We start from the raw sequence: 22,849 nt of genomic DNA, 5'->3' as shown, positions 1-22,849 counted from the left end.
GCGGTGCAGCAAAGAATCCTTGAGGCCTTCAGTAATCCGGGGTTTTATTCACATGATGTAGAAAAAGTCCGCAGGGCCGAAACCCACACCGCTTGGGTGTTCCTCACAGGAAAACGTGCCTATAAGATCAAGAAACCGGTAAACTTCGGGTTCCTTGATTTCTCTACATTAGAGAAACGCAAGACCTTCTGCGAACGTGAGGTCGAGCTAAACCGCGAGCTTTCCGATCTCTATCTGGGGGTCGAACCCATCACCCTGGATGAAAAAGGCAATCTTAAGTTGGGTGAGAACGGGGAAGTCGTGGAGTATGCTGTGGTTATGAAAGAACTCCCCCAGGAAACCATGATGAGCTACCTGCTTGTTGAGGATAAAGTAGGCTACGTTATTATAGATAAGTTAGCCCGCGAGACCGCAAAGTTCCACGAGAAAGCAAGAACGTCGGATGAGATTACCAAAGAGGGTTCGCTTAAGAGCGTACGCTTCAACTGGGAGGAGAACTTTGCCCAGACAGAGGATGTGAAAGACGTCACCATATCCCCCCAGGACTTTGATTTCATCAATGGGCAAATCGAGCGCTTCCTTGCAGAGAAGGAGAAAGATTTCCGCAAGCGGGAGAAGGATGGTAAGATAAAATACTGCCACGGCGATCTGCATTCGGGCAACATCTTCGTGCACGAAGGTAAGATTCATATCTTTGATAGAATCGAGTTCAACCTGCGCTTTGCCTGCTCGGACACAGCCGCGGACCTTGCGTTTCTCACCATGGATCTGGATTTCCATGGAAAACGTAATCTTTCGGATTTCCTGCTTGACCGCTATCTGGACGAGACCGGTGACTACGAGCTTTTGCGTTTCCACGACTTCTTCCGCTGCTACCGCGCCTACGTTCGGGGTAAGGTGATCGGCTTCCAATTGGGACAGAACCCTGTAAATCCAGCGGAGATAAAGAATCGTGCCAGTGCATACTTTGATCTGGCAAGGCTGTACGCGTCCACACTATCTTCCACGCCTCGGCTGATCGTGTTTTACGGTCTCCCAGGAACCGGCAAATCGCTTATGGCATCAAGAACCCGGAACTGGACGAACGCTATCCATATCAGATCGGATATTGTTCGCAGACTGCTTGCAGGCGCCTCGCTCGACGAGCATCACTATGCATCCTTCGGCAAAGACCTCTACTCACCTGAGATGAGCAACCGGGTCTATGAGGCGTTAAAGGATAAGGCTCGAACCTATCTCGCACAAAACCAGTCACTTATAATAGACGCTACCTACAGCAAGCAAAAGGAGCGTGCTGAACTTAAAGAGGCGGGAGAGAAGCTGGAAGCCGAGGTTCATTTCATCAGATGCGAGGCTTCGGACGAGCAGGTCAGGACATGGATCAAGCAGCGCAAGGAGAGCGATAAACAGTCCGACGCCACCTGGGAGATATACCTGGCGATGAAGGAGCGCTTTGAGCCTGAGGGTGAGCTACCACACCACGTGCTTCGCACCGGACGCGACCCAGCGGAGATGGACGCCGACGTGCGGCGCTTCCTGTCACGGGAATAAATCATGCCTATTCCTGTATTACGAGATGAAGAGGCAAAGCCACAGGCAGAACCAACACAACCGCCTGAGGATGAAAAGAAACTCTTAGCCGAAGCAAAGAACGGGAACACCGATGCATTCGGCAAACTGGTCCAGCGTTATCAAAGAAGGGTGTATACAGTGATCTACAGATTCGTAAGAAACCATACCGAGGCCGACGATCTGGCCCAGGAGGCGTTTATCAGGGCCTTCAAGGCCATAGGCCGCTTCGATCTGCGCTACCCATTCAGCCCGTGGATATACCGTATCGCGATCAATCTCACGCTCAACCATCTCAAGAAGCGCCGCTTGCCGATGGTGGACGCCGATCTTGAGCGCAAACCCTCTGCTGATAACCCGGTGAGTGTCTTGGAACAGGTCGAGACCCGGCGCAAGGTCCATGCCGCCATTGCAAGATTGCCCCTTAAGTTACGACAAGTACTTGTGTTACGGGTTTATGAAGACTGGCCTTACTCCCAGATCGCTCAGGTGCTTGATATACCAATCGGTACCGTGATGTCGCGCCTTGCTCGTGCCCGCCAGGCGGTGAAAGAGGAACTCAAGGAATTGCTATGAACTGCAAGGGGATAGAAGAACTTCTTCAAGCCTATCATGACGGGGAGCTTTCAGAGGCGCAGCGAAAAGAAGTAGAAAGCCACCTTGCAAAGTGTCCAAAATGTCAGGCGAAGCTCGCTGAACTTGGGGCCCTGGATGAGCTGCTTATAGATGGGGACGCGGAGCGGGTGCCTGATCCAGGTAAACACTACTGGCACAGCTTCTCTCATCGCGTCACAAGAAGGCTTATCCCCAGGAGGGAAGCCATAATACGCCCTCACCGTCCCCGACCACTGGGATTCAGGCTGCTTCCATACCTATCCGCAGCTGTGGCAGTGTTCCTTGCAATAGTCATAAGCATACCGTTTCTTAAACGAGCACCTGCGAAGTTCACAGAAGAAGAAATCGCAGAGATCACCGCCCCACCAAAGAAGTCAGACGTGAGCTTCAAAAGGTTTGAAGGCGAGCCGGAAGCCCAGAAGATTGAGTTGAGGGATAAGAAGTTGGTCTCTACTGATGAGACACTGGGGGCAGAATCCGTTGAGACAGGCGGGGAATCTCCCCTCGCCACAATGCCTTCTGAAGCTGATATGGCAACGAAAGGCGCGGGAACGGTTGCAACGGAACGGGAGCCAGCCCCAGAGGCTTTAAGGACGGAAAGGATGTTACGGAAGGATGAGAAGCCAAAACCCTCCGCTGTGGCTAAGACAGCCGAACCCTACCTTGAGGAAGCAGAGGTCTTTGCCGACCAGGTTCTCCCCCAGCAAGGCACGCTCCGGGTGGTGATCGACTCGACCGGTCAACTGGCTAAGGTGACGATCGAAAAATCCTCGGGCGACCCCAAGGCCGACACTATGGCCATGAAGGCCTACAAGAATCAGTGGGAGGGCAAGACGTTCAGAGAACGCCAGAGAACCCTACTCGTGCCCTTTAGCCCGCAGTCTGCTGAGTAAATTGTACTTATAAAACCAGATCAACCCCTCTCTAAGAGGCGTATCTGCACAACGGCGGAGACCGGTTGTAATCGCTTAACGCCCCGCCCCCTTTGTCTCCCTCCACCAGGGAGGGGGAATTTTTCTCCTCCTTGATAGAGGAGGTGATCCCCCTGTATCCCCCTTAATAAGGGGGACTTCTCTCAGCTCCTCCTCCCAATCAAGCTAAAAAACTTGACAAAATACTTCCCCTTAATATAATAGTGTGTTAAACTTCAATCATACGCGAGGAGGCGATATGAAGAAGTTCGTTTCACCCCTTATTATCCTTTCAATGATAGCCGTCCCCATAATTATCCTTGCCGAGGATGCGGGAGATGCTTGCATGCAAGCCCAAAGTGCTGCTAAGCAAGATGCCAATGGTATACTATGGTTCACACTTGGTTTATTAATAGCAGGCGTAGCAACTCCGTTAGCTGGCATAATAGCTACAATTGTAGGCTATAACCTAACCGCCACACCGTCAGCTTCGGCCCTGTTAGGGAAATCTCCTGAATATGTGGCCGCTTATACGGATTGCTATTCAAGGGAAGTAAAAAAGCTCCGAGGCAACAATACCCTCTATGGATGCTTAACGGCAACAGGAGCTTATGTAGTAGTTGGGGGCTGCTTACTTCTGAGCTCTATTGCTTACTACTGATAAGATGCACTGATTGATGACCATCTCATTCCTTGTCGTTCTCCTTGCGGTAAATCCTAGCTATACGGAACTGCAGGCTCAGTTCACCCTTACCACTATCTTCACCCAACGCAGCACCAGAAAGGAAGTGGTCAAAGGCAACCTCTATGCGCCTAAAGAAGGGGTTTTACTCTTCGAGGTTTCCTCGCCGGTTCATCAGTTGATGTGGATTAAAAAAGATACGCTTGACATTTACTATCCTGAGGAAAAGAAGCTTTTCCGTATCATATCAAGGGACACCCTGCCCACGAGCAACTCGATCGCGCCTCAACTGTTCAACCTCGACTTCGAGCACCAATTGCATGCGGCTGGATTCAAGGTTACAAAATCGGAGAACAAAGGGGATACGCTCCTCCTCCACTGGAACAATCCAGAAGTCAGGGCTTCCACGGAGATAGTAACCGGAAGCATCGGCGAGAATTTCGTTCTTTATCGAACAAGCGGACGCGGCTGGAGCCTTGAGGTCAAGCTCTGGGATTACAGAAACGTAGACGGGAAGCGCTATCCCCACCTCATGCGCTCCAAGCTTAAAAAAGGCAAGCTCACCCGCATCGAGGAACTGCGCTTGAAGGAGGTGGAGGTCGACGTCGCGCTACCCAGTTATCTTGCGGATTTCAAGATACCCAAGGATGCAGAGGTCAAGATAGTAGAATGGTAGCACTTTCCCTCCTCAATTAAGCTAAAAGGGCTTGACATAATACCCCCCACCTCGTACAATAACCAACCGATAAATCTTAAACATCCAAGAGGAGGCAATCCATGAGACGAATCGTATCTACTTTAATCGTGCTTTCCATGCTTGCCGTTCCCACAATACTGCTGGCCCAGGAAGCAGGGGACGCATGTGTTCAGGCCCAACTTGATGCGGAGCGAGATCTTAACGGTGCTCTATGGTTCGCTTTAGGGTGTTTATTTCCTATTGTTGGGCTGGTTGTCGCCTACGTTGCCGAACCATCCCCATCTGCCACTGCATTACTCGGAAAATCTTCAGACTACGTGGCCGTTTATACCGACTGTTACAAGGATAAAGGCCGCAATATCCAAGTCCGTAAGGCTCTTATTGGTTTACTTTGTGTTCCTACTTTTGGAATAGCTCTCTTCTGGCTGTAACCTTTTCTCCTTCGGAGATTGTAGGGGCACGGCACAGCGTGCCCCTTGAGCCTTCACTATCGTCGCTTTAGTTGAATCATCACTTTACTATTATTAAATCGTAGGGGCCGACTTTGGCGTTTTGAACGCCCGTCACGCGTCAAGTCGGCCCGCTTTTGTATTTCGGGCTGACCTAATGCCCAACCAGGGCACACTGAGGTTAGCCCCTACTTGAGATTGCTTCGTAAGCATTTGACTTGCTCGCAATGACGATGATCGGTTCTACCCTATCTTCTTTAACCTCACCGCCGTGCCGTAGGCCAGGAGCTCGGCAGCACCCTGCATAACTGAAGAGGTCATGAACCGGATGCCGATGATAGCATCAGCCCCAAGCTCGGAGGCACGTTCGATCATCCTATCAAGCGACTGCTCGCGCGACTCGGCTAAAAGCTTGGTGTAGTCGGTGATCTCGCCGCCCACGATGTTCCTCAATCCGGCAAGGATATCGCGGCCCATGTGCCGGGCGCGAACAGTGTTGCCCTTAACGATCCCCAGAGTCTCCTTGACCTTGTACCCGGGGACGTTTCCAGTGGTTGATATAATCATAACTTCACCTCTTTCGAGTATTTGTCGTATTTGCGAACAAACAATCGCTCCTTAAGCACGCTTACGAGGAGCACGATCAAACCGGCCAGAACCGCACACACTCCTATCTTGAGGATGATGGATACCGCGGGGTTGATAATGAACTCCTTTATCAACATGAACCCGCCGAACCCCAGTAAAAGGATCGCGCCCAGGGATAGGAAGATCCAACCTAGCCCCCGCTCCAGACGGTTGTAGAGCGAGCGGGCGTAAGCGGCGCGCGCGTCCTCACTCAAATCCTTCAACTTGATGGTAGACATAAGTTCCTCCAGACTTTTGAACTCTCCGTACTCGCACCGGCACTCTTCACAGGAGCGGATGTGAGTTTCAAACTCCTCTCGCTCCTTCTCTGTCGCGACCCCATCAACCACCTTCAAGAGCAGATGCTTGAAGCGCTCGTGAGTCATCTTTCCCCCTTTAACATACGATCCTTCAGATGCTTGCGGGCGTAGTAGAGCCTGGACATAACCGTTCCGATCGGAACACCCAGCTCATCCGCAATCTTCTTGTAGGAGAGGTCTTCAAAGTAGAACTTTCCGATGATCTCTCTATCCTGCGGCGAAAGCCCTGCCAACGCACGATTGAGGACGATCTTGGTCTCGACGGCGATCCCTGAGGAGGGTGAGGAGGGCTCTGCGATTTGAAAGTCTTCTATGTTATAGGCCTGTTTCCGTTTACGACGCCGCAGGAAGTTGTAGCACAGGTTGCGGAGAATCGTGGCAAACCACGGGAAGAATGGGCGGTTGGTGTCGAAACGGTTCAGGTTTCGATATGCGCGAATGAACGCGTCCTGAGATACATCCATCGCGTCCTGCTCGTTCCCAAGAACGTATAAAGCCATTCGGTAAGCCCTTTCCGTGTATCTTGCCACGATTACTGCAAAGGCATCTTTATCTCCGGCGATGGTAAGGGAGATCGCCTCCGCATCGGCGGTGTTCATGTCTACCATACCTACATTATCCGCGCCTGTTTTATTCAGTCAACCCGTAACACACCAATGCTCCTTTTAGCCTATGGCTAAAAGATCGCAATTAAAAGAAGATCAAAGTCAGGCTGACCTCTACATATTCCATCTCAGATCCTTCCCGTTCAGGGGTGCTGAAGACTTTAGGGAAAAACGAACCTAATTCCTGCGATCTTTTCTCCAAAGGAGAAAAGGAGCATAGTCGGGTTGACAAGTTACAAACCCTGTATAATCTTAACCGATGATAAAGGGTAAGCGAACGATAACAGAGCTTGCAGTCACTATCTTGCTACTGCTGGCCAGCGGTAGCTGTCGCCGCCCTGCTCCACCTGTGACCGAAATCAGCACCTTTGATATACTCTTAGACTACGATGAGCAAAAGGGCACAAACCTTGCCCAGGTCTACCGCCACGCAATGGAACGCTTTGAGGACTACGATATGTCAAAGGATAAGATAGAGGAACGCACGGATACTGTGGGTGATCACATCATCCATATCTTGGGCATTCGTCACGAGTCCAGGCTGGCCATCATTCGCTTCCTGCGCAACGTGCTTCCCTTCATTCAAAATCCAGATGAGTGGATATTCCTTGTAGAGGGTTGTGAGGAGGAAGATCCCGTACTGCCCGAGCTCTACTTCTTCACCGGGGTCGCCAAAGAACTAAACATATCTACAGTTGACCCCATAGTCTCGCTTCTGGGGGAAGAAGTAACGCATCGGCTCATCTCCGGGGCACATCCACTCCTAACCCTGAAGGACATCCACTTCGCCGTCCTCAACAGCATCTTCCCTGACCAGGAGTCGCTCCATTCATTAAGCGAGAAAGCCCGCGCACGCTACGTCTTGATGATTGCTTCCTACAGTTCGCTCCCCGCAGACTCTATAGAAAGCTTTCTTGTTGAATACGACACCATCTTTCTTGCCCATCCCTTAAACCTGGCTGCTGCTCGACGGGTTTACGCACAGATCCGCAATGACATGATAGATACGGCCAACGTACTGAGCAGTGAAAAGTTGACGGGAGAAATGCCAAAGATAAGTCGAGCCCGACACATATTCATCTGCGTGGGTACCTATCACCTGCCGGTATTTGATGATCTTAGCGAACTCTTTGGAATCGTCCACGAGCTGCATATCTTGCCTGAGGAGGAAGCGTCGAAAAAATAGTGTCTGACTCGACAGACTGGACCCGCCGCACACCAGAAGAAACGAGCAAGATACTCGAAACCGATCTTGCCTCAGGTCTTACGGTAAAAGAAGCAAAAAAGCGACTTCAGGAGTACGGACCGAATCGCTGGATTGAAGAGAAGAGACCGAATCCACTTGCGATGTTCGCCTCCCAGTTCGTTGACCCTATCGTTCTTATTCTGGTGGCGGCACTGGTGGTATCGGGCTTTATCCTGGGTGAGTGGCTCGATGCCGCGGCCATCGGCGTAATCCTGATCCTGAACGCTGTCTTAGGTTTCGTCCAGGAGTACCGCGCGGACAGGACCCTGGCGGCCTTAAAGAAACTGGCAAGCCCGCGCTGCCGGGTGATGCGGGAAGGAAAGATAGCAGAAATTGACACAGAGGAGTTAGTTCCAGGCGACGTGGTTCTGCTTGCGGCAGGTGATAAGGTACCGGCTGATGGTCGTCTTATAGACGCCAAGCACATCCTTGTGGATGAGGCCAGCCTCACCGGGGAATCGGTTGCGGTGGATAAGCAAACCGCCCCGCTTGAGGCCCAAACGCGTCTTCTGGGCGAGAAGCGCAACATGACCTTTTTGGGAACCAGCGTGGTCAAGGGACGTGGGGCGTTTGTGGTAACGGCGACCGGCCGTGGAACCGAGATGGGAAAGGTGGCCTCCTCCCTTGCAACCAAGAAGGAAGAAACCCCGCTTCAGAAAGACCTGCGCAAGCTAGGCACCAAGATACTGTTTATAGTTCTGGGCACCTGTGCAGTGGTGTTCCTGGTCGAGCTCTTCAAGCAAAGTGCGGAAAGCAACTGGCTCACCCCTCTGCTTGTGGCTATCAGCCTAGCCGTGGCAGCGATCCCTGAAGGGCTGCCTGCTGCGGTTACCATCTCGCTTGCCTTGGGGGTAAGACGCATGGCCGAACGCCGCGCCATCGTGCGCCGCCTGCATGCGGTAGAAACCCTTGGATCAACAAGCTTTATCTGCACAGACAAAACCGGTACCATCACCGAAAACCGCATGAGGGTGGAGAAGATCCTTACCCTTGATCCGAACTCCGAAAGGACGCTTCTTCAGGCAATGCTTTTATGCAACGACACCCATCACTCGGGCGAGGGGGAGCTGGTGGGTGATCCAACCGAGACCGCCCTGGTGCGTTTTGCTGAAGAGAGGGGGTTTGTTTTAGAACAGATGCGTCAATCCTGTGCCAGGGTAGATGAGCTTGCATTCGACTCGGAGCGCAAGATGATGACCACCCTGCACCGCACCGACAGTGGTTTCGTATCCATGACCAAGGGTGCTCCTGAGATGGTTCTGGAACGCTGTGCCAATCTCGACGACAGGCAACGTAAAGAATGGTACAGACGCTGCGAGAGGCTTTCTCGTCAGGGGTTCCGACTGCTCGGCTTTGCCAAAAAAGACGTCTCACAGATGAGCGCCGATTCATCCCTGGAGGAGGATATGGAGTTTTTGGGGTTGGCAGCAGAAAGCGACCCGCCCCGCGTCGAGGTGCCTGGTGCACTCAAGGAGTGCACCAGTGCAGGCATTCGCGTAGCAATGATCACGGGCGATCACATGGCCACCGCCCAGGCTGTAGCCGAGCGTGTGGGTCTTAAAGGAGAGGCACTCTCAGGCGAGGAACTTGCCCGGATGAGCGATGAGGAACTCTATGATCGGGTACAGAATATAGGAGTATATGCACGCATCTCCCCTCTTCAGAAGGTAAAGATACTTGAGGCACTCAAGTACCGCGACCAGGTAGTGGCCATGACCGGGGACGGGGTAAACGACGCACCGGCGCTGAAGTGTGCTGACATCGGGGTGGCGATGGGTATTACTGGGACCGACGTGGCGGTGGAGGCGTCTGAGATGGTCCTCACCGACGACAACTTCGCCACCATCGTTTCCGCGGTAAGGGAAGGAAGGTTGATCTTTTCAAATATAAAGAAGTTCGTCCACTTCCTTCTGTCGTGCAACGTGAGTGAGGTGCTCACCGTGCTTTTAGCCTCGCTTCTGGGGATGCCCTTCCCTCTCTTACCTATACAGATCCTGTGGGTGAATCTGGTAACCGACGGCTTGCCTGCTTTAGCCCTTGGGTCTGACAAACCCAACCGAGATTTAATGAGCTCCCCTCCGCGCAAATTGGGTGAAGGCATCATTACCCAGATGGGGCTTCTGGGCATAATCCTTCAGGGGCTGATATTGACCGTGGGGGTACTCGGCGCCTACACCGCCTCGCTTTATCTTCTGCCAAACTGGTTCGCGGGCTGGCTGCCCCGGTTGGGTGAGGGACAGGCCCAAGCCTACACCGTCAATCTCGCCCGCACCATAGCCTTCTCAACCCTGGTTTTCAGTCAGTTGCTGCACGCATTCAACTTCCGCGTGGGGCGCAGTTTCCTTTTCTCAAAACAAACCCTGCGTAACCTGTTCCTTAACGGCGCGTTCGGGCTCTCGCTTGCACTTCAGGCTGCGGTGATCTACTTCGGCCCGGTCGCCACCATCTTCAAAACCGTTCCTCTGAGTTGGATTCACCTGGTTGTTATAGCCGTCGCTTCGTTGATTCCGGTAATCTGCATCAATCTCCTGCGCCGAGCCACGAAGATCCAGTGAGAACAGAAGATCTGGAAAGGGTCTTCCGTATACTGAGAGACGAAACAAAGCGACTTAATCCACCTCTGGCGGAGAAGGAAAACCGCACAAGCCCGTTCATGGTTTTGGTTGGGGTGCTGCTTTCATCAAGGACGAAGGACGACACAACCGGCCCCGCGGTGGACAGGCTCTTTGAGCAGGCATCAACACCTGAGAAGATTGCATCACTTCCAGAAAAACGGATCGAGGAACTGATCTTCCCTGTGGGCTTCTATCACACAAAGGCCAGGCATCTGAAGAAGACGGCAAGGATGCTTGTTTCAGAGTTTAACGGGGATGTGCCACAAACGATACAGGAGCTGCTTTCGCTGCCAGGGATAGGTCGAAAGTCGGCCAACCTTATCCTCGCTGTGGCGTTCGGGATACCTGCGATCTGCGTGGACACCCACGTGCACCGGATAACAAATCGCTTGGGGTATGTAAAGACCAAGGACCCTTACCAGACAGAGACGGCCTTAAGGGAGAAGTTACCCAAGAGATATTGGATAGAAATAAATAGACTACTGGTAATTTATGGGCAGAATGTGTGTACCCCACTATCACCCTACTGTGCTAAATGCAAGATTGAGACGTATTGCGATAAGGTTGGGGTCACGAGAATAAGGTAGTGTTAACTCCGATCTTTTCTCCGGAGGAGAAAAGGAGGATTAGCATGTAGTGCGAGGCTTCAGCCTCGCTCCCAATAAGCGAACCTGAAGGTTCGCACTACGAGCGGCGGTTATGAATGTAAATCATGTGGGGTGATTTATTTGTGTGGTACGAGCCGTGCAAAACGCAGCTTGCCGACCTTGAGTACGGATGCACCGACAAGCTTGAGGGCGTAATTCACATCCCCAACCTTCTCGCCATCCAGACTTACCGCCCCCTGCTTGATAAGCCTGCGCGCCTGGGTTTTGGATGGAGCAAGGTCATTTGCGGCGATCACGTCAACCAACCTACTTCCCGGATTAACCCTGATTTCAGGCATCTCCTCTGGCACGCCACCTTCGGAGAAGACGCGACTAAAGGTCTGTTCAGCCTCACGCGCGGTCTGCGCTGAGTGATAGCGGACAACCACCATCCTTGCCATCTCAGCCTTCAGATCGCGTGGATTCTCGCCCGAGGCAAGTCTTTTCCGTACCTCCTCAAGCTTAGCCTCATCCGCGCATGCGGCCAGGTCGAAGTACTGCTCTATAAGACGATCCGGGATGGACATGAGCTTGCCGAACATCCCGGAGGGGGGCTCCTCGATTCCAACATAGTTGTTGTAGGATTTTGACATCTTGAGGGTGCCGGAGAGGCCTTCAAGAAGCGGCATCATCATGATCACCTGAGGGGGCTGGTCGAAGGAGCGCTGAAGCTCGCGCCCCACGATAAGGTTGAGCCGCTGATCGTATCCGCCCAGCTCCACGTCAGCCTCTACCGCAACCGAGTCATACCCCTGGAAGATGGGATAAAGTAGCTCGTGAAGGAATACAGGATCGCCAGCATCAAGCCTCTTTGAAAAATCCTCGCGTTGAAGGATCTGGGAAACCGTGTACTTGCCGAGCAGCTCAAGCACCCCTCGTGTACCCAGAGCCTCGCTCCACTCCGAGTTGTAGCGAATCTCGGTGCGCTTTGGATCGAGTATTCGGTAAAGTTGTTGTTCGTAGCGGACCACGTTCGCCTCAACCTCTTCGCGGGTAAGCTGAGGACGTGTCTTGGATTGGCCCGAGGGATCACCGATCATCGCGGTAAAGTCTCCGACTATGAGAACCGCGGTGTGGCCTTCATCCTGGAACTCGCGCAGCTTGCGCAGAGGAACGGCAAAGCCAAGGTGTATCTCGGGTCCGGTTGCGTCTATCCCCAGTTTGACGCGAAGTGGACGAGCATCTTTTTGGGCCGCATCGAGCTTCGCGCGAAGCTCCCCTTCGGTCACACACTCCTGCACCCCTCTCATGAGTTTTGCAAGCTCCTCAGCCATTATCAGAGCCTGAAGTCCCCGAAGTTCTCCGGATCGGTGTCCTTAAGCCTTTCCTTAAGCTCGTCAAGCTTCGCCTGCTCGTCTTCGGCAATCTCCTTGGCCTGGGCGTCCATAAGGGCATCGTCAACAAAGATAGGAGCATGCATGTGAACTGCAATAGCCACCGAGTCGGATGGACGTGCGTCTATTGAGATCAAAGACCCATCGCGGGAAAGGACCAGGTTCGCGTAGTAGGTGTTGTTCTTCATCTTGTTAATAATGACCCGCTCCACGCTGGCCCCCAACGCCTCAACAATTCGTTTGATAACATCAAGGGTAAGTGGCCGCTCAAAAGGTTCGCGGCGAACAGCATAGGTGATAGCAGATGCCTCGACAGGCCCGACCCAGATGGGCAGCACGCGGTTGCCTCCACGTTCACGCAACAAAAGCACCGGCGTGTTGTTCAAATCCAGGGAGACCCCATGCACCTCCACCTCAATCACACTATCCCTCCTTGGCAGGCTTGGATATATCCTCTACCTGAGCGGATTCTCCCTCTGGAACAATCCAAACCTTGACGGTGGCGGTCACATCCTCAAAGAGACGAATCCGCACGTCGTGAGCACCGGCCTCCTTGAGGGGATACTCGAGCATAACCTGATGGTGATCAAAGTAAATCCCCTTCTCGCGGAACCCTTCTGCGATTTGCTTTGCGGTAATTGAACCGTAGGCCTTACCTGTTTCCCCAAAGGCAAGGGTGAACTTTACATGCTCCCCATCGAGTTTGGCGCGAAGCTCCTCCACGGAGGTACGCTGTTTTTGTATCCTGGCGCGAGTCTGGCGCATCACCTCTTTAAAATGACTCCTGTTGGCGTCGGTTGCACGAAGAGCAAGCTTCTTCGGAATCAGATAGTTGCGAGCGTAACCGTCTTTCACCCCAATTATCTCTCCTCGCTTACCAAGTTTAGCTATGTCTTCGGTAAGAATCACTTCCATAACACCTTCCTACTACCTAGCCACGTAAGGCAGAATCCCCAGGTTACGGGCCTGCTTTATCGCCCTGGTCAGCTTACGTTGATGGCGAGCGCACAGACCCGTGGTGCGACGACCAAGCAACTTCCCCTTATCGGTCAAGAAATCAGAAAGATAGCCAGCAAACGGAGAGATCACATCCTTCTTCCCCGCACAGAACCGACATTCCTTCTGGCGTCTCATCATTCTCACAGTGCTCCTTTGTTCCTTATAACTACTAGTTTACTATTATTCAGGTAGTTGTCAACTTGCGAACGGGTCTTCCTCATTACCATCCGGGCCAGCGGAGCCTGCCTCCGGAGAAACCTCGCCCGCACTGGGTGCCTTCTCAAGGAACTGCAAGCGTCGCGAGACGACCTCTACCACGTAACGTCTACTCCCGTCCTGGGTCTCGTAGGAACGGGAACGCAGTGTCCCTTCGAGGAGAACGGGCGAGCCTTTACGCAAACGCTCCCCGGCCATCTCCGCCATGCGATCCCAGACAACCACGTTGAAGAAGCTTGTTTCCTCCTTGAATCCGCCTGCATCACGGTCTCTGTAGTAGCGTGAAACGGCTATGCGGAACGAGCACACGGCTGTTCCTTTAGGGGTGTAGCGCAGCTCGGGATCGGCCACCAGACGACCCGACACTATAACCAGGTTAAGATTGGGCAGCCGTAAGTCAGCCATTTTTCTCCTCCTGTGAAGACTCCTCTTCTTGCCCCGGAGCAACACTCAGATACATCTGACGCAGCAGACGTTCGTCGTGACGGATCTCTTCCTTCAGCTTGGCGATCAAGTCGGGCTCTGCATCAAAGGCCACTCTCCAGAAGCGTGTACGAGGATGCTTCTTGATAGAATGCGCCATATCGCGCACATCTGCTTGTAGTTCCTTGACGTTGACGGCCTTGCCTTTTTTAAGGAGCTTATGGAATCCCGCTTGGAAATCCTCAAGGGCCTTGTCTTCAAGATCCGGGTCAAGTATTAATACGGCCTGATAGCGTCTCAACGATCCTCCTATCTGAATTTAACAAGCAGGACATCTTGATCCTGCACTACGTAATCCTTTCCTTCGACTTTCATCTTTCCTGATCCAGAGGCCTCCTGCCAGGAACCAGCCTCTATCAAATCACCGGCACCCACAACCTCGGCCTTTATAAACCCATCTGCTATATCGGTGTGAATCTTTGCCGCGGCTTCGTGCGCTGTGGAACCTTCAGTGATCAGCCAGGCGCGAACCTCGGAACCCTTGATGGTATAGAAACGTATAAGTCCCAGAACCTTGCGCCCCTCTTCCACGAGACCGCCCACCCCCCTGTTGTCCACACCGACCTCCCCACGCAGCTCCTCACGCTCACCCGGATCAAACCCATCAAGGACCTTCTCCAATCCAACGGATAACCGGTAGGCGCCACGAAGTTCCACCGAAGAGCACCTATCAGGGAGGTTAAGCACATCGATGCGTGGACGAGGGATAAGAAGACCCCATAACCTCAAGCACAGCGTCTCATCCTCTGTGTAGGAATCATTCAGGCTGAAAGCACCTCTGGAGGTAAGCGAGTGGTAGCGTTCAAGTAGCTGAACCTCATCGCGAGCCTGGGGCTTTTTGCGCTGCTTTGCCAACCTGCGCTCGACTATCTCCAGATCGGCAAGGGCAAGCTCTGAGAGGACAATCTCGGCATCGCGGCAAGGATCAACGGTGTCGAAAACATGGGGAATGTTCTCATCGGCAAATCCCCTGATCACGTGAAGCAGAAGATCCACGTCCCGGATATGCCCGAGGAAGCGGTTGCCCAACCCCTCGCCCTTGTGCGCGTCCTTGATAAGACCAGCTATGTCGATTACCTCTATCTGGGCATGGGTCAGCTTTTGGGGGGATAGCATCTGCCCCAGGCGATCCAAAGTATGGTCTGCAAGGACCGCCATGCCACGATTGGCGTCGATGGTGGTAAATGGATAGGTCTCGACCGCCGCCCCTGCCTTGGTAAGGAGATTGAAAATGGACGATTTGCCCACGTTGGGCAATCCAACGATGCCTATCCTCATGCCGGATTGACCTTATTCATCGCGATATCAATCCCTTCACTCGTTGCCAGTAGAACTGCATCACGCGCACGTTCGATCATTCCAGGAAGCTCGGCAAGCTCGGTTTTGGAAAAGGGCGAAAGCACGTACTCGGAGAGATCAGCTCCCTCAGGCCTCGGACCGATGCCGATACGCAGCCTTGGGAAATCCTCGCCTCCAAGATGATCCCGGATAGAGTCAAGTCCATTGTGACCGCTAGTACCCCCCCTCTTCCGAAGTCTCAGTTGACCCCACTCAAGGTCAACATCATCGACCACGACAAGGAAATCATCGCTGCACTTTTCCAAAACGTCCTTGACCACCTGTCCCGAGCGGTTCATGTAGGATAGCGGTTTTACCAACCAGAGCTCCTGCAAGCGGTATTTCCCCTCTGCAATAAGGGTCTGGCCATGGGGCCGGAATCGCCAGCCAAGCTCAAGAGCCAAGGCGTCTGCAACCATGAATCCAAGATTGTGCCTCGCAAAAAGGTACTCATCGCCTGGATTACCCAGACCGAATACAATCACCCCTTGCCCTCGGTCTCCTCTGCGCCTGTCTCGCCCTCTGCAGGCGCGGCTTCTTCGCCTTCCTCGGCTTCGCCTTCCTCCTCAGCGGCGACCTCAACGACACGACGAGGAGAGGCGATGGTCACGATCACAGCCTGAGGAGGATCAACTACTTCGATACCCTCCTCGAACTTAAGGTCGCGTATCCTGACCGCATCGCCCAACTCAAGGTGGCTTATGTCGATATCCATATGCAATGGGAGCTTCTCAACCGACCCTCGAACATCAACCTCGTAGCGGATGTGATCGAGAATACCACCCATCTTGAGTCCTTCCGGGGTGCCATGGGTTATGATCGGTATCTTGACGTGCAAAACCTCACCAGGATGAATATTCTGGAAGTCAATGTTGAGGAACTCATCGGTCAAAGGATGCTTCTGAATCGCCTTTATAGCCGCACGGAAAACATCGCCCTTAGGAGGCGCGAGCTCGGTTATCATGAGCTTTCCTCGCAGGTGTGAAATTAGATCCTTAAACTCCTCTGCATCTACCGTGATAGAGTAGCTTTCTTCACCGCGTCCGTAAATCACACCAGGAATCTTGCCATCCCTGCGCAACTTACGGGTAACCGACTTGCCCGTACCCTCTCTTGTCTCAAAGTGAAGCACGTTCTTCGCCATCGTTCTCCTTCAGTTGCAACCTTAAATAAACAACGAACTCACCGATTCACCGTTGTGGATGCGACGCATCGCCTCGGCCAGAAGCTTCGCCACGGAAAGGACTTGAAACTTCTTGCCCTTCAGCCGATCGTGCACCGGAAGCGAATCGGTAACAACTATCTCCTCCATTGGAGAGGCAGTAAGTTTTGCTATTGCTTCTCCTGCAAATACCCCGTGACTGATAGCAGCTCGAACCCCACGTGCTCCGTGTTTCAAGAGAAGCTCCGTAGCCTCGATAAGGGTAGTACCGGTAGTCACCACATCATCCAGAAGTAAACAGGTCTTGTCCTCTACATCTCCCACCAGGTTAAGGGCTTCAGGCCTGTCCTTTTTCTCCCGGCGCTTGTCCACGATAGCCATAGGCAAACCGCCCATACGCTTTGCATAACCTCGGGCACGTCTTGCGCCACCTGCATCCGGTGAAACCACTACATAATCAGATAGATCGCGTTTGGCGTAAAACTCTGCGAAAACCGGCGAGGCATAGAGATGATCAACCGGTATGGAGAAGAACCCCTGTATCTGCTCGGCGTGAAGATCAAGAGCCAGCACCCTGTTCGCACCGGCCTGGGTCAAAAGATCGGCAACAAGCTTGGCGCTTATGGGCACACGAGGCTCATCCTTCTTATCCTGTCGGGCATAGCCGTAGTATGGGATCACCGCTGTTATCCTAGCAGCCGATGCCCTCTTTGCCGCATCAAGCATCAGCAAAAGCTCCATGAGATTCTCAGCTGGAGCCTGGGTGGATTGGATCATAAAAACGTCCACCCCACGAACGTTTTCCTCTATCTTGACCCTTATCTCACCGTCCGAGAACCGATCCACGGTTATTTTACCAAAGGGAACTCCAAGCTTCTCACAAATGGCCTTAGCCAATCCAGGAACCGAGTTCCCACAGAATACCTTCATAGTATCTTGCTCCACAAGCCTCCTTTGTCTACTGGGGCGCAGGGAGTCGAACCCCGATTGGAGGAACCAAAATCCTCCGTCCTGCCATTAGACGACGCCCCAATGCTCTAGTGTTCTTACACAAAACAAACGTCCGCGTGCGCCTGCAGGAAGCGAAACCTCCACATCCGGCCCAACCGCGGCAAACAAAGCAGACCCTGATCCCGAAAGTCCTGCAAACCACGCACCATTGGAGACAAACCACCCCACCATTCTTTCAAGTTCCGGGCACCGCTTGTAAACCACCTCTTCAAAAGAGTTATAAAGCCACCGCGACGCCTCGTGGTAGCGACGCGCGCGAAGCGCTTTAGCGAGAAGTTTACATGGGTTTTTGCCGTTTGTCAACCGCTTAAGCTGCTTGTAAGCCCACCGGGTTGAGATGCCGAACCCAGGCGAGTAAATCACAAGATCAAACGAAGGAACATTCAGGGGTTCCATCCTCTCGCCGCGCCCGGTCACCAGGCAGGGACGTGGATCAAGAAAGAAGGGGCAATCCATCCCCAACTCTATCGCAAGCGAGTGAAGTTCATCACGAGAAAGACGTGTATTAAAAAGCCTGTCCAATCCAAGGAGCGTTGCCGCCGCATCCGAGGAACCTCCACCCAGCCCATGACCTACTGGTATTTCTTTCTCCAACTCGATCCTCACCCCGGAACGAACACCCGTATACGTAAAGTAAAGATCGGCTGCACGCCAAACAAGATTTTTGGAATCGGATGGAACGCGCGGTATCTCACACGAAAGCTCTATGCCGCCCTGCTCACGAGCCTCAAAGCTCAACCGGTCGAAAAGGCTTACCGGAAAGAACAGCGAACGTAACTCGTGATAGCCGTCCGGGCGCCAGCGCTCCACCCACAGACCGATATTTACCTTAGCCGGTGTTCTTAAGGTAAGCACGCAGCGTCTCCTGCCATGGCCTTAGGGTACGTCCAAAGGCCTGCTCGAATTTAGCGCACGAAAGGGCCGACTGCCTGGGCCTTGTGGCAATGAAGCCGATCTCAGCACCTGTGGAAGGTATTGGTTTAACCCGGCTTCCAAGGATTCGGATAATCTCCTGCCCCATCTCGAAACGATTACAGCTACCTCTGTTGGTAAGGTGAAAGATGCCGCAAGCACTGGATTGGGCGATCTCATAAATTGCCGGAAGCAAATCCGGTATATAGCCGGGCGAACCTTGATGGTCTGTAGCAAGCTTAGGGGAACGCCCTCGAGCGATCTCTCCCTTAACGAAGGAGCAGAAATCTCTTTCTACCCCGAACAACCAGGCCATCCTTATGATCACATGATCGCTGACCAACAAGCTCACCGCACGTTCAGCCTCAAGCTTAGTCTTGCCATAGACGCTCAAGGGAGTTGGGGTGTCAGTCTCGGTGTAAGGTGAAGATTTGTGCCCGTCAAAGACGTAGTCCGTGCTGAAATGGATGAACCGGGCGTTGAGCGCAGCCGCCGCCTCGGCCAGGTTACGTGTAGCCTCTACGTTATCGCGCCGAGCCCGCGTCGGGGCTCGTTCACACTCGTCTACGTTAGTCATAGCCGCAGCGTGGAATATAAGATCAGGAGGAAGTGCGGCAAGGCATTTACTCACCCCTGCCTTCTCGGAAAGATCAAGCTCATTTCTGGATATCGCCCTAACCTCCTCACCCCTGGAAACAAGGAACTCATAAAGAGCCGAACCCAACCTTCCTTTGGCACCGGTAACGAGAATGGAACCCATATCGAAGTCTAGTCCCCAAAAGGGCTTGTGTCAAGAATCCCTACAAGAGGGGTTGACAATTTAATCCATAGCGTTATAATAAGAATTGTGAACAGACTTAACACTACAGTTCGCTATGCTGTTCGAGCTACTCTTCTTTTGGCGCAGCAGACCGATCGTCCTCTTTCTATCAAGGCAATCTCTGAGTCAGAGGGGCTATCTATCAAGTATCTCGAGCAGCTGTTCCTTAAGCTGCGCAAAGCCGGGCTCGTGAAAAGCGTACGAGGCATGCACGGTGGCTATTTTCTGGCCAGGCCTCCGGAAAAGGTCACGATAGGTGACGTCATCCGGGCGGTTCAAGCCGATGGGATTTATGCCGCGCCATGCACCAAACGCAGGGGCCGCTGCGAACGCCAGAAGGAGTGCAAAGCCACTAACTACTGGAGCAAGCTCCAGAAACTCCTGGATGACTTCTTCAACAATACCACCCTTGTCAGCTTTAAGGAATGACGTTCCTCGCTGTCCATACCAGCTTTTCAAACCGTACGGATGCAGAGCGGGTATCCCGTATCCTCGTGAACGAAAAGCTCGCCGCATGCGTCAACATATTACCTGCCCACTCGATATACCACTGGAAAGGAAGTGTGGAGGCCGAAGACGAGGTGCTGGTAATCTTAAAGACCGACGAGGAAACCTACCCGGCGCTGGAGAGACGGATTTTAGAGCTGCATCCCTACGAGGTACCCATGATTGTAGCTACACCTATCTGCTCTGGATCAAAAAGTTACCTTGCCTGGATCAGCCAGAGCCTTGCAAAGGAGGAATAAATGGTAACTAAAGCCCAGGTGCGCGAAGCCTTAAAGAGGGTAATCGATCCTGAGATCGGAATCAACATCGTGGATCTGGGGCTTATATACGACGTTAAGGTAGAAAATGACGTAGCCCACGTCTGTATGACCCTTACAGTTCCAGGCTGCCCCCTGGCAAACATGCTTACCCAGCAGGCCGAGAAGGCGGTGCGAGCAGTGGAAGGGATCAAGGACGTCAAGCTCGAACTTACCTGGGACCCACCCTGGAACCCGAAGATGATGAGTGAGGATGCAAAACGCAAGCTGGGCTGGGGCTAACCAGTAACACACTCACCCTACAAGAAATACGTCATCGAGAGCAACTCGTAGATTTGCATGGCGATCTTATATGGGAGAGTATGTAAGGATTTAGGTTTAGGTGTTTATTTCTCGAGTGTATTCTATCTTCGGCTCTTATCTAAGAAGACTTACAGGTAGCGAATCTCAGGGGAGAGTTCCGCAGTCTTCCCTCAGGAGAAGGTGGAGGGACGTGGCATCCTGCTGACACGTGCACGAACTTAGCCACCTTGACAAATCGTCTGAGGTGAATATAGTTAGCGTATGCATCTCGGGCGATTAGCTCAGTTTTGGTTAGAGTGCTTGCTTGACATGCAAGAGGTCACTGGTTCAAGTCCAGTATCGCCCATCCTATCCTCAGAGGAATGGCCCTGTGCCTGACCTGAAGGAGCTACTTAAAGAACTTCAGGCCACCGACACGGAACTTCACAAACTGACAGCCGAACGAGATGTGATCCCTGAAAAAATCGCCGCCCTTGAGCAGGAGATCAACCTGTTGAGCCACCGTCTTGAAGAAGCCAAGCAGAAACTCACAAACTCCCGTACGGAACTAAAGCTTGCAGAACTCAATCTAACCTCACAGGAAGAGACGCTCGCCAAATACAACTCGCAGTTATTCAGCGCCAAAACAAACGAAGAATACAAAGCGTTTCTCAAGGAGATCGAAACCGCAGAGCGCAAGAAGAACGAGATGGAGGATCAGATAATCATGCTCATGGAACGCATCGAGCAAGAGGAAGTCCAGCTCGCCAAACGAAGAACTGAGAAAGAGACCGAGGGGAGCAAGAAGGAACAAGAGATTCAGGCGGTGAAGGCTTCACAATCGCAGTTGGAGGCTAGGCTCAAGGAGGTGCGCGAAAAGTACGAACGGCTACGCAAAGAGTTGCCTGCGAACATCCTTGCACTCTATGATAGGATCAAGAAAAGCAAGCACGGATTGGCTGTAGCGCGGATACTGGATGCGAATCGTTGTTCCGCCTGTCTTAACCCTGTCCCAACCCAGCAGGCAATCGAGGCCGCTCATTCCAACACGCTAATCTTCTGCGAGTACTGCGGACGCATCCTGTTTGTGTAACCAAACAAGGGGGAAGCACACCAAAGATGCAGAAACATCTTTCTGGCGAAGATAAAACCACGGCTCAGGCCTGGATTGATGGGTCCTCATCAGGCAATCCTGGACTGGCAGGGGCAGGGGTGATTATAAAGAAAGGTAACGAGGTTTTGGGGAGCTGGCAGGAGTTTTTGGGCAAGACCACCAACAATGTCGCAGAGTACAAAAGCCTTATCCTGGCGATTCGCAAATCTCTTGAGCTCGGGATCAAACGCCTCGTGGTCTATACCGACAGCGAACTCCTGCATCGTCAGCTCACCGGTCGGTATCGGATACGCAACCCGCGCATCAAGGAGCTTTTTGCCAAGGTCAGGGAGCTGCTCAAAGACCTCAAGGATTTCAGGATAAAGTATATCCCCCGCGAGCAGAACAGCGAAGCCGACCGACTGGCACGAGCAGCCCGAAGACGCAGATGAGTGCCGCTGCACGGTTGATTCCATATATCGCATTGATGCAACGCATTATGCCCGCAAAACTCCTGCCTGTGTTGACCAAGAGCATCGGACGGATGCTGGCCAATATTCAAAAGAAAAGACGAAGGGTGCTCCAACGCAACCTCTCCTTGATCGGGGTTCAAGCAACTCAAGATCGAATCACACGAACCATCGAGAACTGGACATACTCCCTCTCAGACCAACTGAGCTCCCTGTGGTTCTCCAAAAGCAAGCTTCAGGGCATGGTTCAAGACTGCTGGAGCCATAATCTCAACCAGGCACTTCTCATGAAGCGCGGAGTAGTGCTGCTTACAGCCCATCTTGGTAACTACGAACTGGCCGGTTCGTATCTTGCATCCTTCGATCTTCCTGTCTATGCAGTGGTGGAGGATATACCAAGCGGACACACCCAGGTCTTCAACCGCATCCGCCGCCGCTTCGGGATGGGGGTGGTCGGATACTCTGATGTCCCTCGAATGCTCAAGATACTTCGCTTGCGCAAGATACTCGTGCTTCTAGCTGACCGAGACCTGGAAGGGACTGGTGTGTGTGTGCCCTTTGGTAAAGGCATAAGACGCGTTCCTGTTGGTCCTGCACTGCTTGCTTTGCGGACCGGCGCTTGCATCCAAACCGGATACTTCGTTTGGGAGAAAAACAGAAAGAGCTACCGGTGTGTCATAAATCCGGTGCTTGAGCTGAAGCCCAAAGGATCACTGAAGAAAAAAACCGTCTCCATCACACAAGCGATCTCTGAGGAGTTGGTAGCCGCCATCCGCAGCTATCCTGACCAGTGGTTCGTGTTCCAGGACGAGTGGGGTTCGGCGGAACCCTGCCCTCCTCAGCCCCCTTGCCCTCCTCAGAAATCCTTTTAGACGCTTGCCGCAACTACTTCGCTTCAATTTGCATTTTGCACTTCATTATTGAACCCACGAATTTAAAATGAGTGTCGCAGGCACGTTTGCTTGACGCAACCTGAATCCTG

General features: G+C 52.8%; 30 protein-coding genes and 2 tRNA genes. 16 read left to right on the top strand and 16 right to left on the bottom strand.

Features of this window, described 5'->3' with window-relative positions:
* Window positions 1–3 precede the first annotated feature (3 nt).
* The 6 genes from CEE36_07150 to CEE36_07125 all read left to right on the top strand — a co-directional run bounded on the left by CEE36_07150 (window position 4) and on the right by CEE36_07125 (window position 4,905).
* Window positions 4–1,551 carry a hypothetical protein gene (locus CEE36_07150; GenBank protein ID TKJ42670.1) on the top strand — a complete coding sequence of 516 codons (1,548 nt, stop codon included), beginning with the start codon at window positions 4–6 and terminating at the stop codon, window positions 1,549–1,551.
* Between the two features lie 3 nt (window positions 1,552–1,554).
* The gene (locus tag CEE36_07145; GenBank protein TKJ42669.1) at window positions 1,555–2,145 is read left to right on the top strand and encodes an RNA polymerase sigma factor RpoE; all 591 of its coding nucleotides are present in this window, start codon (window positions 1,555–1,557) and stop codon (window positions 2,143–2,145) included.
* Window positions 2,142–3,077 (top strand): hypothetical protein, encoded by a 936-nt coding sequence (locus CEE36_07140; GenBank protein TKJ42668.1) that lies wholly within the window; start codon window positions 2,142–2,144, stop codon window positions 3,075–3,077. The genes CEE36_07145 and CEE36_07140 overlap by 4 nt, the downstream gene beginning before the upstream one ends.
* Before the next feature lie 277 nt (window positions 3,078–3,354).
* On the top strand, window positions 3,355–3,756 hold the full coding sequence (locus CEE36_07135; protein ID TKJ42667.1) for a hypothetical protein: 402 nt from the start codon (window positions 3,355–3,357) through the stop codon (window positions 3,754–3,756).
* 16 nt (window positions 3,757–3,772) lie between these two features.
* Window positions 3,773–4,453 (top strand): hypothetical protein, encoded by a 681-nt coding sequence (locus tag CEE36_07130; protein ID TKJ42666.1) that lies wholly within the window; start codon window positions 3,773–3,775, stop codon window positions 4,451–4,453.
* Window positions 4,454–4,554: 101 nt separating this feature from the next.
* Window positions 4,555–4,905, top strand: coding sequence for a hypothetical protein (locus CEE36_07125; protein ID TKJ42665.1), 351 nt, complete (start codon window positions 4,555–4,557; stop codon window positions 4,903–4,905).
* A 261-nt stretch (window positions 4,906–5,166) separates the two neighbouring features.
* Here the strand turns inward: CEE36_07125 and CEE36_07120 are convergent, their stop codons facing one another.
* The 3 genes from CEE36_07120 to CEE36_07110 are packed head-to-tail and all read right to left on the bottom strand — an operon-like array spanning window position 5,167 to window position 6,478.
* A complete protein-coding gene (locus CEE36_07120) occupies window positions 5,167–5,490 on the bottom strand; it encodes a hypothetical protein (protein TKJ42664.1) in 324 nt (107 codons plus the stop codon).
* Window positions 5,487–5,936 (bottom strand): hypothetical protein, encoded by a 450-nt coding sequence (locus CEE36_07115; GenBank protein TKJ42663.1) that lies wholly within the window; start codon window positions 5,934–5,936, stop codon window positions 5,487–5,489. Before CEE36_07115 ends, CEE36_07120 begins: the two co-directional genes overlap by 4 nt.
* Entirely contained in the window at window positions 5,933–6,478 is a 546-nt protein-coding gene (locus CEE36_07110; protein TKJ42662.1) for an RNA polymerase subunit sigma-70, read from the bottom strand. Before CEE36_07110 ends, CEE36_07115 begins: the two co-directional genes overlap by 4 nt.
* A gap of 256 nt (window positions 6,479–6,734) precedes the next feature.
* On the opposite strand from CEE36_07110, the gene CEE36_07105 reads away from it, so the two are divergent.
* From CEE36_07105 to CEE36_07095, 3 genes are read left to right on the top strand one after another with little or no spacing between them, the layout of a single operon-like run.
* Window positions 6,735–7,661: a hypothetical protein gene (locus CEE36_07105; GenBank protein TKJ42661.1), complete on the top strand. Its 927-nt coding sequence runs from the start codon at window positions 6,735–6,737 to the stop codon at window positions 7,659–7,661.
* Window positions 7,661–10,276 (top strand): ATPase, encoded by a 2,616-nt coding sequence (locus tag CEE36_07100; GenBank protein ID TKJ42660.1) that lies wholly within the window; start codon window positions 7,661–7,663, stop codon window positions 10,274–10,276. Before CEE36_07105 ends, CEE36_07100 begins: the two co-directional genes overlap by 1 nt.
* Window positions 10,273–10,923, top strand: a complete 651-nt coding sequence (locus CEE36_07095) for an endonuclease III (protein TKJ42659.1) — start codon at window positions 10,273–10,275, stop codon at window positions 10,921–10,923. The genes CEE36_07100 and CEE36_07095 overlap by 4 nt, the downstream gene beginning before the upstream one ends.
* Window positions 10,924–11,060: 137 nt before the next feature.
* Here CEE36_07095 and CEE36_07090 read toward each other — a convergent pair whose 3' ends face one another.
* The 13 genes from CEE36_07090 to rfbD all read right to left on the bottom strand — a co-directional run bounded on the left by CEE36_07090 (window position 11,061) and on the right by rfbD (window position 19,198).
* Window positions 11,061–12,257 carry a tyrosine--tRNA ligase gene (locus CEE36_07090; protein ID TKJ42658.1) on the bottom strand — a complete coding sequence of 399 codons (1,197 nt, stop codon included), beginning with the start codon at window positions 12,255–12,257 and terminating at the stop codon, window positions 11,061–11,063.
* A 2-nt stretch (window positions 12,258–12,259) separates the two neighbouring features.
* On the bottom strand, window positions 12,260–12,769 hold the full coding sequence (locus CEE36_07085) for a hypothetical protein (protein TKJ42657.1): 510 nt from the start codon (window positions 12,767–12,769) through the stop codon (window positions 12,260–12,262).
* A complete protein-coding gene (locus tag CEE36_07080) occupies window positions 12,741–13,232 on the bottom strand; it encodes a 50S ribosomal protein L9 (protein TKJ42656.1) in 492 nt (163 codons plus the stop codon). Before CEE36_07080 ends, CEE36_07085 begins: the two co-directional genes overlap by 29 nt.
* Before the next feature lie 12 nt (window positions 13,233–13,244).
* A complete protein-coding gene (rpsR, locus tag CEE36_07075) occupies window positions 13,245–13,454 on the bottom strand; it encodes a 30S ribosomal protein S18 (GenBank protein ID TKJ42655.1) in 210 nt (69 codons plus the stop codon).
* Window positions 13,455–13,511: 57 nt separating this feature from the next.
* Window positions 13,512–13,937 carry a single-stranded DNA-binding protein gene (locus CEE36_07070; protein ID TKJ42654.1) on the bottom strand — a complete coding sequence of 142 codons (426 nt, stop codon included), beginning with the start codon at window positions 13,935–13,937 and terminating at the stop codon, window positions 13,512–13,514.
* Window positions 13,930–14,274, bottom strand: a complete 345-nt coding sequence (rpsF, locus tag CEE36_07065; protein ID TKJ42653.1) for a 30S ribosomal protein S6 — start codon at window positions 14,272–14,274, stop codon at window positions 13,930–13,932. Before rpsF ends, CEE36_07070 begins: the two co-directional genes overlap by 8 nt.
* Complete coding sequence (locus tag CEE36_07060; GenBank protein TKJ42652.1) at window positions 14,265–15,293, bottom strand: redox-regulated ATPase YchF; 1,029 nt, start codon at window positions 15,291–15,293, stop codon at window positions 14,265–14,267. The genes rpsF and CEE36_07060 overlap by 10 nt, the downstream gene beginning before the upstream one ends.
* A complete protein-coding gene (locus CEE36_07055; GenBank protein ID TKJ42651.1) occupies window positions 15,290–15,838 on the bottom strand; it encodes an aminoacyl-tRNA hydrolase in 549 nt (182 codons plus the stop codon). Before CEE36_07055 ends, CEE36_07060 begins: the two co-directional genes overlap by 4 nt.
* Window positions 15,835–16,497, bottom strand: coding sequence for a hypothetical protein (locus CEE36_07050; protein ID TKJ42650.1), 663 nt, complete (start codon window positions 16,495–16,497; stop codon window positions 15,835–15,837). Before CEE36_07050 ends, CEE36_07055 begins: the two co-directional genes overlap by 4 nt.
* 21 nt (window positions 16,498–16,518) lie before the next feature.
* On the bottom strand, window positions 16,519–17,445 hold the full coding sequence (locus CEE36_07045; protein ID TKJ42649.1) for a phosphoribosylpyrophosphate synthetase: 927 nt from the start codon (window positions 17,443–17,445) through the stop codon (window positions 16,519–16,521).
* A 31-nt stretch (window positions 17,446–17,476) separates the two neighbouring features.
* Window positions 17,477–17,547, bottom strand: a tRNA-Gln gene (locus CEE36_07040).
* Window positions 17,533–18,381, bottom strand: coding sequence for a 4-(cytidine 5'-diphospho)-2-C-methyl-D-erythritol kinase (gene ispE / locus CEE36_07035; protein ID TKJ42648.1), 849 nt, complete (start codon window positions 18,379–18,381; stop codon window positions 17,533–17,535). The genes CEE36_07040 and ispE overlap by 15 nt, the downstream gene beginning before the upstream one ends.
* On the bottom strand, window positions 18,356–19,198 hold the full coding sequence (gene rfbD / locus CEE36_07030) for a dTDP-4-dehydrorhamnose reductase (protein TKJ42647.1): 843 nt from the start codon (window positions 19,196–19,198) through the stop codon (window positions 18,356–18,358). Before rfbD ends, ispE begins: the two co-directional genes overlap by 26 nt.
* Window positions 19,199–19,285: 87 nt before the next feature.
* Here rfbD and CEE36_07025 point away from each other — a divergent pair, with 87 nt between their 5' ends.
* The 7 genes from CEE36_07025 (at window position 19,286) to CEE36_06995 (ending at window position 22,739) form a co-directional block, all read left to right on the top strand.
* Window positions 19,286–19,687, top strand: coding sequence for a transcriptional regulator (locus CEE36_07025; protein TKJ42646.1), 402 nt, complete (start codon window positions 19,286–19,288; stop codon window positions 19,685–19,687).
* The gene (locus tag CEE36_07020; GenBank protein ID TKJ42645.1) at window positions 19,684–20,004 is read left to right on the top strand and encodes a hypothetical protein; all 321 of its coding nucleotides are present in this window, start codon (window positions 19,684–19,686) and stop codon (window positions 20,002–20,004) included. Before CEE36_07025 ends, CEE36_07020 begins: the two co-directional genes overlap by 4 nt.
* The gene (locus tag CEE36_07015) at window positions 20,005–20,304 is read left to right on the top strand and encodes an aromatic ring hydroxylase (GenBank protein ID TKJ42644.1); all 300 of its coding nucleotides are present in this window, start codon (window positions 20,005–20,007) and stop codon (window positions 20,302–20,304) included.
* A 291-nt stretch (window positions 20,305–20,595) separates the two neighbouring features.
* Window positions 20,596–20,671 (top strand) — tRNA-Val (locus CEE36_07010).
* Between the two features lie 24 nt (window positions 20,672–20,695).
* On the top strand, window positions 20,696–21,397 hold the full coding sequence (locus CEE36_07005; GenBank protein TKJ42643.1) for a hypothetical protein: 702 nt from the start codon (window positions 20,696–20,698) through the stop codon (window positions 21,395–21,397).
* A gap of 26 nt (window positions 21,398–21,423) precedes the next feature.
* The gene (locus CEE36_07000) at window positions 21,424–21,849 is read left to right on the top strand and encodes a ribonuclease H (protein TKJ42642.1); all 426 of its coding nucleotides are present in this window, start codon (window positions 21,424–21,426) and stop codon (window positions 21,847–21,849) included.
* Window positions 21,846–22,739, top strand: a complete 894-nt coding sequence (locus CEE36_06995; protein TKJ42641.1) for a hypothetical protein — start codon at window positions 21,846–21,848, stop codon at window positions 22,737–22,739. The genes CEE36_07000 and CEE36_06995 overlap by 4 nt, the downstream gene beginning before the upstream one ends.
* The last annotated feature ends 110 nt before the right edge of the window (window positions 22,740–22,849 follow it).

This window comes from candidate division TA06 bacterium B3_TA06 (assembly GCA_005223075.1).
In the GTDB taxonomy this organism is placed as follows: Bacteria; Hydrothermota; Tepidihabitantia; order B3-TA06; family B3-TA06; genus B3-TA06.
Note: the sequence above shows the minus strand (reverse complement) of the source record. Positions and strands in the feature narration are given on the sequence as shown.

Bases quoted from the DNA above. Each gene is read 5' to 3' on its own strand.
- CEE36_07045 (TKJ42649.1), bottom strand. From the start codon at position 17,445: ATGAAGGTATTCTGTGGGAACTCGGTTCCTGGATTGGCTAAGGCCATT.
- CEE36_07050 (TKJ42650.1), bottom strand. From the start codon at position 16,497: ATGGCGAAGAACGTGCTTCACTTTGAGACAAGAGAGGGTACGGGCAAG.
- CEE36_07000 (TKJ42642.1), top strand. From the start codon at position 21,424: ATGCAGAAACATCTTTCTGGCGAAGATAAAACCACGGCTCAGGCCTGG.
- CEE36_07070 (TKJ42654.1), bottom strand. From the start codon at position 13,937: ATGGCTGACTTACGGCTGCCCAATCTTAACCTGGTTATAGTGTCGGGT.
- rfbD (TKJ42647.1), bottom strand. From the start codon at position 19,198: ATGGGTTCCATTCTCGTTACCGGTGCCAAAGGAAGGTTGGGTTCGGCT.
- CEE36_07135 (TKJ42667.1), top strand. From the start codon at position 3,355: ATGAAGAAGTTCGTTTCACCCCTTATTATCCTTTCAATGATAGCCGTC.
- CEE36_07115 (TKJ42663.1), bottom strand. From the start codon at position 5,936: ATGACTCACGAGCGCTTCAAGCATCTGCTCTTGAAGGTGGTTGATGGG.
- CEE36_07130 (TKJ42666.1), top strand. From the start codon at position 3,773: ATGACCATCTCATTCCTTGTCGTTCTCCTTGCGGTAAATCCTAGCTAT.
- CEE36_07105 (TKJ42661.1), top strand. From the start codon at position 6,735: ATGATAAAGGGTAAGCGAACGATAACAGAGCTTGCAGTCACTATCTTG.
- rpsR (TKJ42655.1), bottom strand. From the start codon at position 13,454: ATGATGAGACGCCAGAAGGAATGTCGGTTCTGTGCGGGGAAGAAGGAT.
- CEE36_07125 (TKJ42665.1), top strand. From the start codon at position 4,555: ATGAGACGAATCGTATCTACTTTAATCGTGCTTTCCATGCTTGCCGTT.
- CEE36_07145 (TKJ42669.1), top strand. From the start codon at position 1,555: ATGCCTATTCCTGTATTACGAGATGAAGAGGCAAAGCCACAGGCAGAA.
- CEE36_07140 (TKJ42668.1), top strand. From the start codon at position 2,142: ATGAACTGCAAGGGGATAGAAGAACTTCTTCAAGCCTATCATGACGGG.
- CEE36_07120 (TKJ42664.1), bottom strand. From the start codon at position 5,490: ATGATTATATCAACCACTGGAAACGTCCCCGGGTACAAGGTCAAGGAG.
- CEE36_07090 (TKJ42658.1), bottom strand. From the start codon at position 12,257: ATGGCTGAGGAGCTTGCAAAACTCATGAGAGGGGTGCAGGAGTGTGTG.
- CEE36_07110 (TKJ42662.1), bottom strand. From the start codon at position 6,478: ATGGTAGACATGAACACCGCCGATGCGGAGGCGATCTCCCTTACCATC.
- CEE36_07080 (TKJ42656.1), bottom strand. From the start codon at position 13,232: ATGGAAGTGATTCTTACCGAAGACATAGCTAAACTTGGTAAGCGAGGA.
- CEE36_07020 (TKJ42645.1), top strand. From the start codon at position 19,684: ATGACGTTCCTCGCTGTCCATACCAGCTTTTCAAACCGTACGGATGCA.
- CEE36_06995 (TKJ42641.1), top strand. From the start codon at position 21,846: ATGAGTGCCGCTGCACGGTTGATTCCATATATCGCATTGATGCAACGC.
- CEE36_07015 (TKJ42644.1), top strand. From the start codon at position 20,005: ATGGTAACTAAAGCCCAGGTGCGCGAAGCCTTAAAGAGGGTAATCGAT.
- CEE36_07060 (TKJ42652.1), bottom strand. From the start codon at position 15,293: ATGAGGATAGGCATCGTTGGATTGCCCAACGTGGGCAAATCGTCCATT.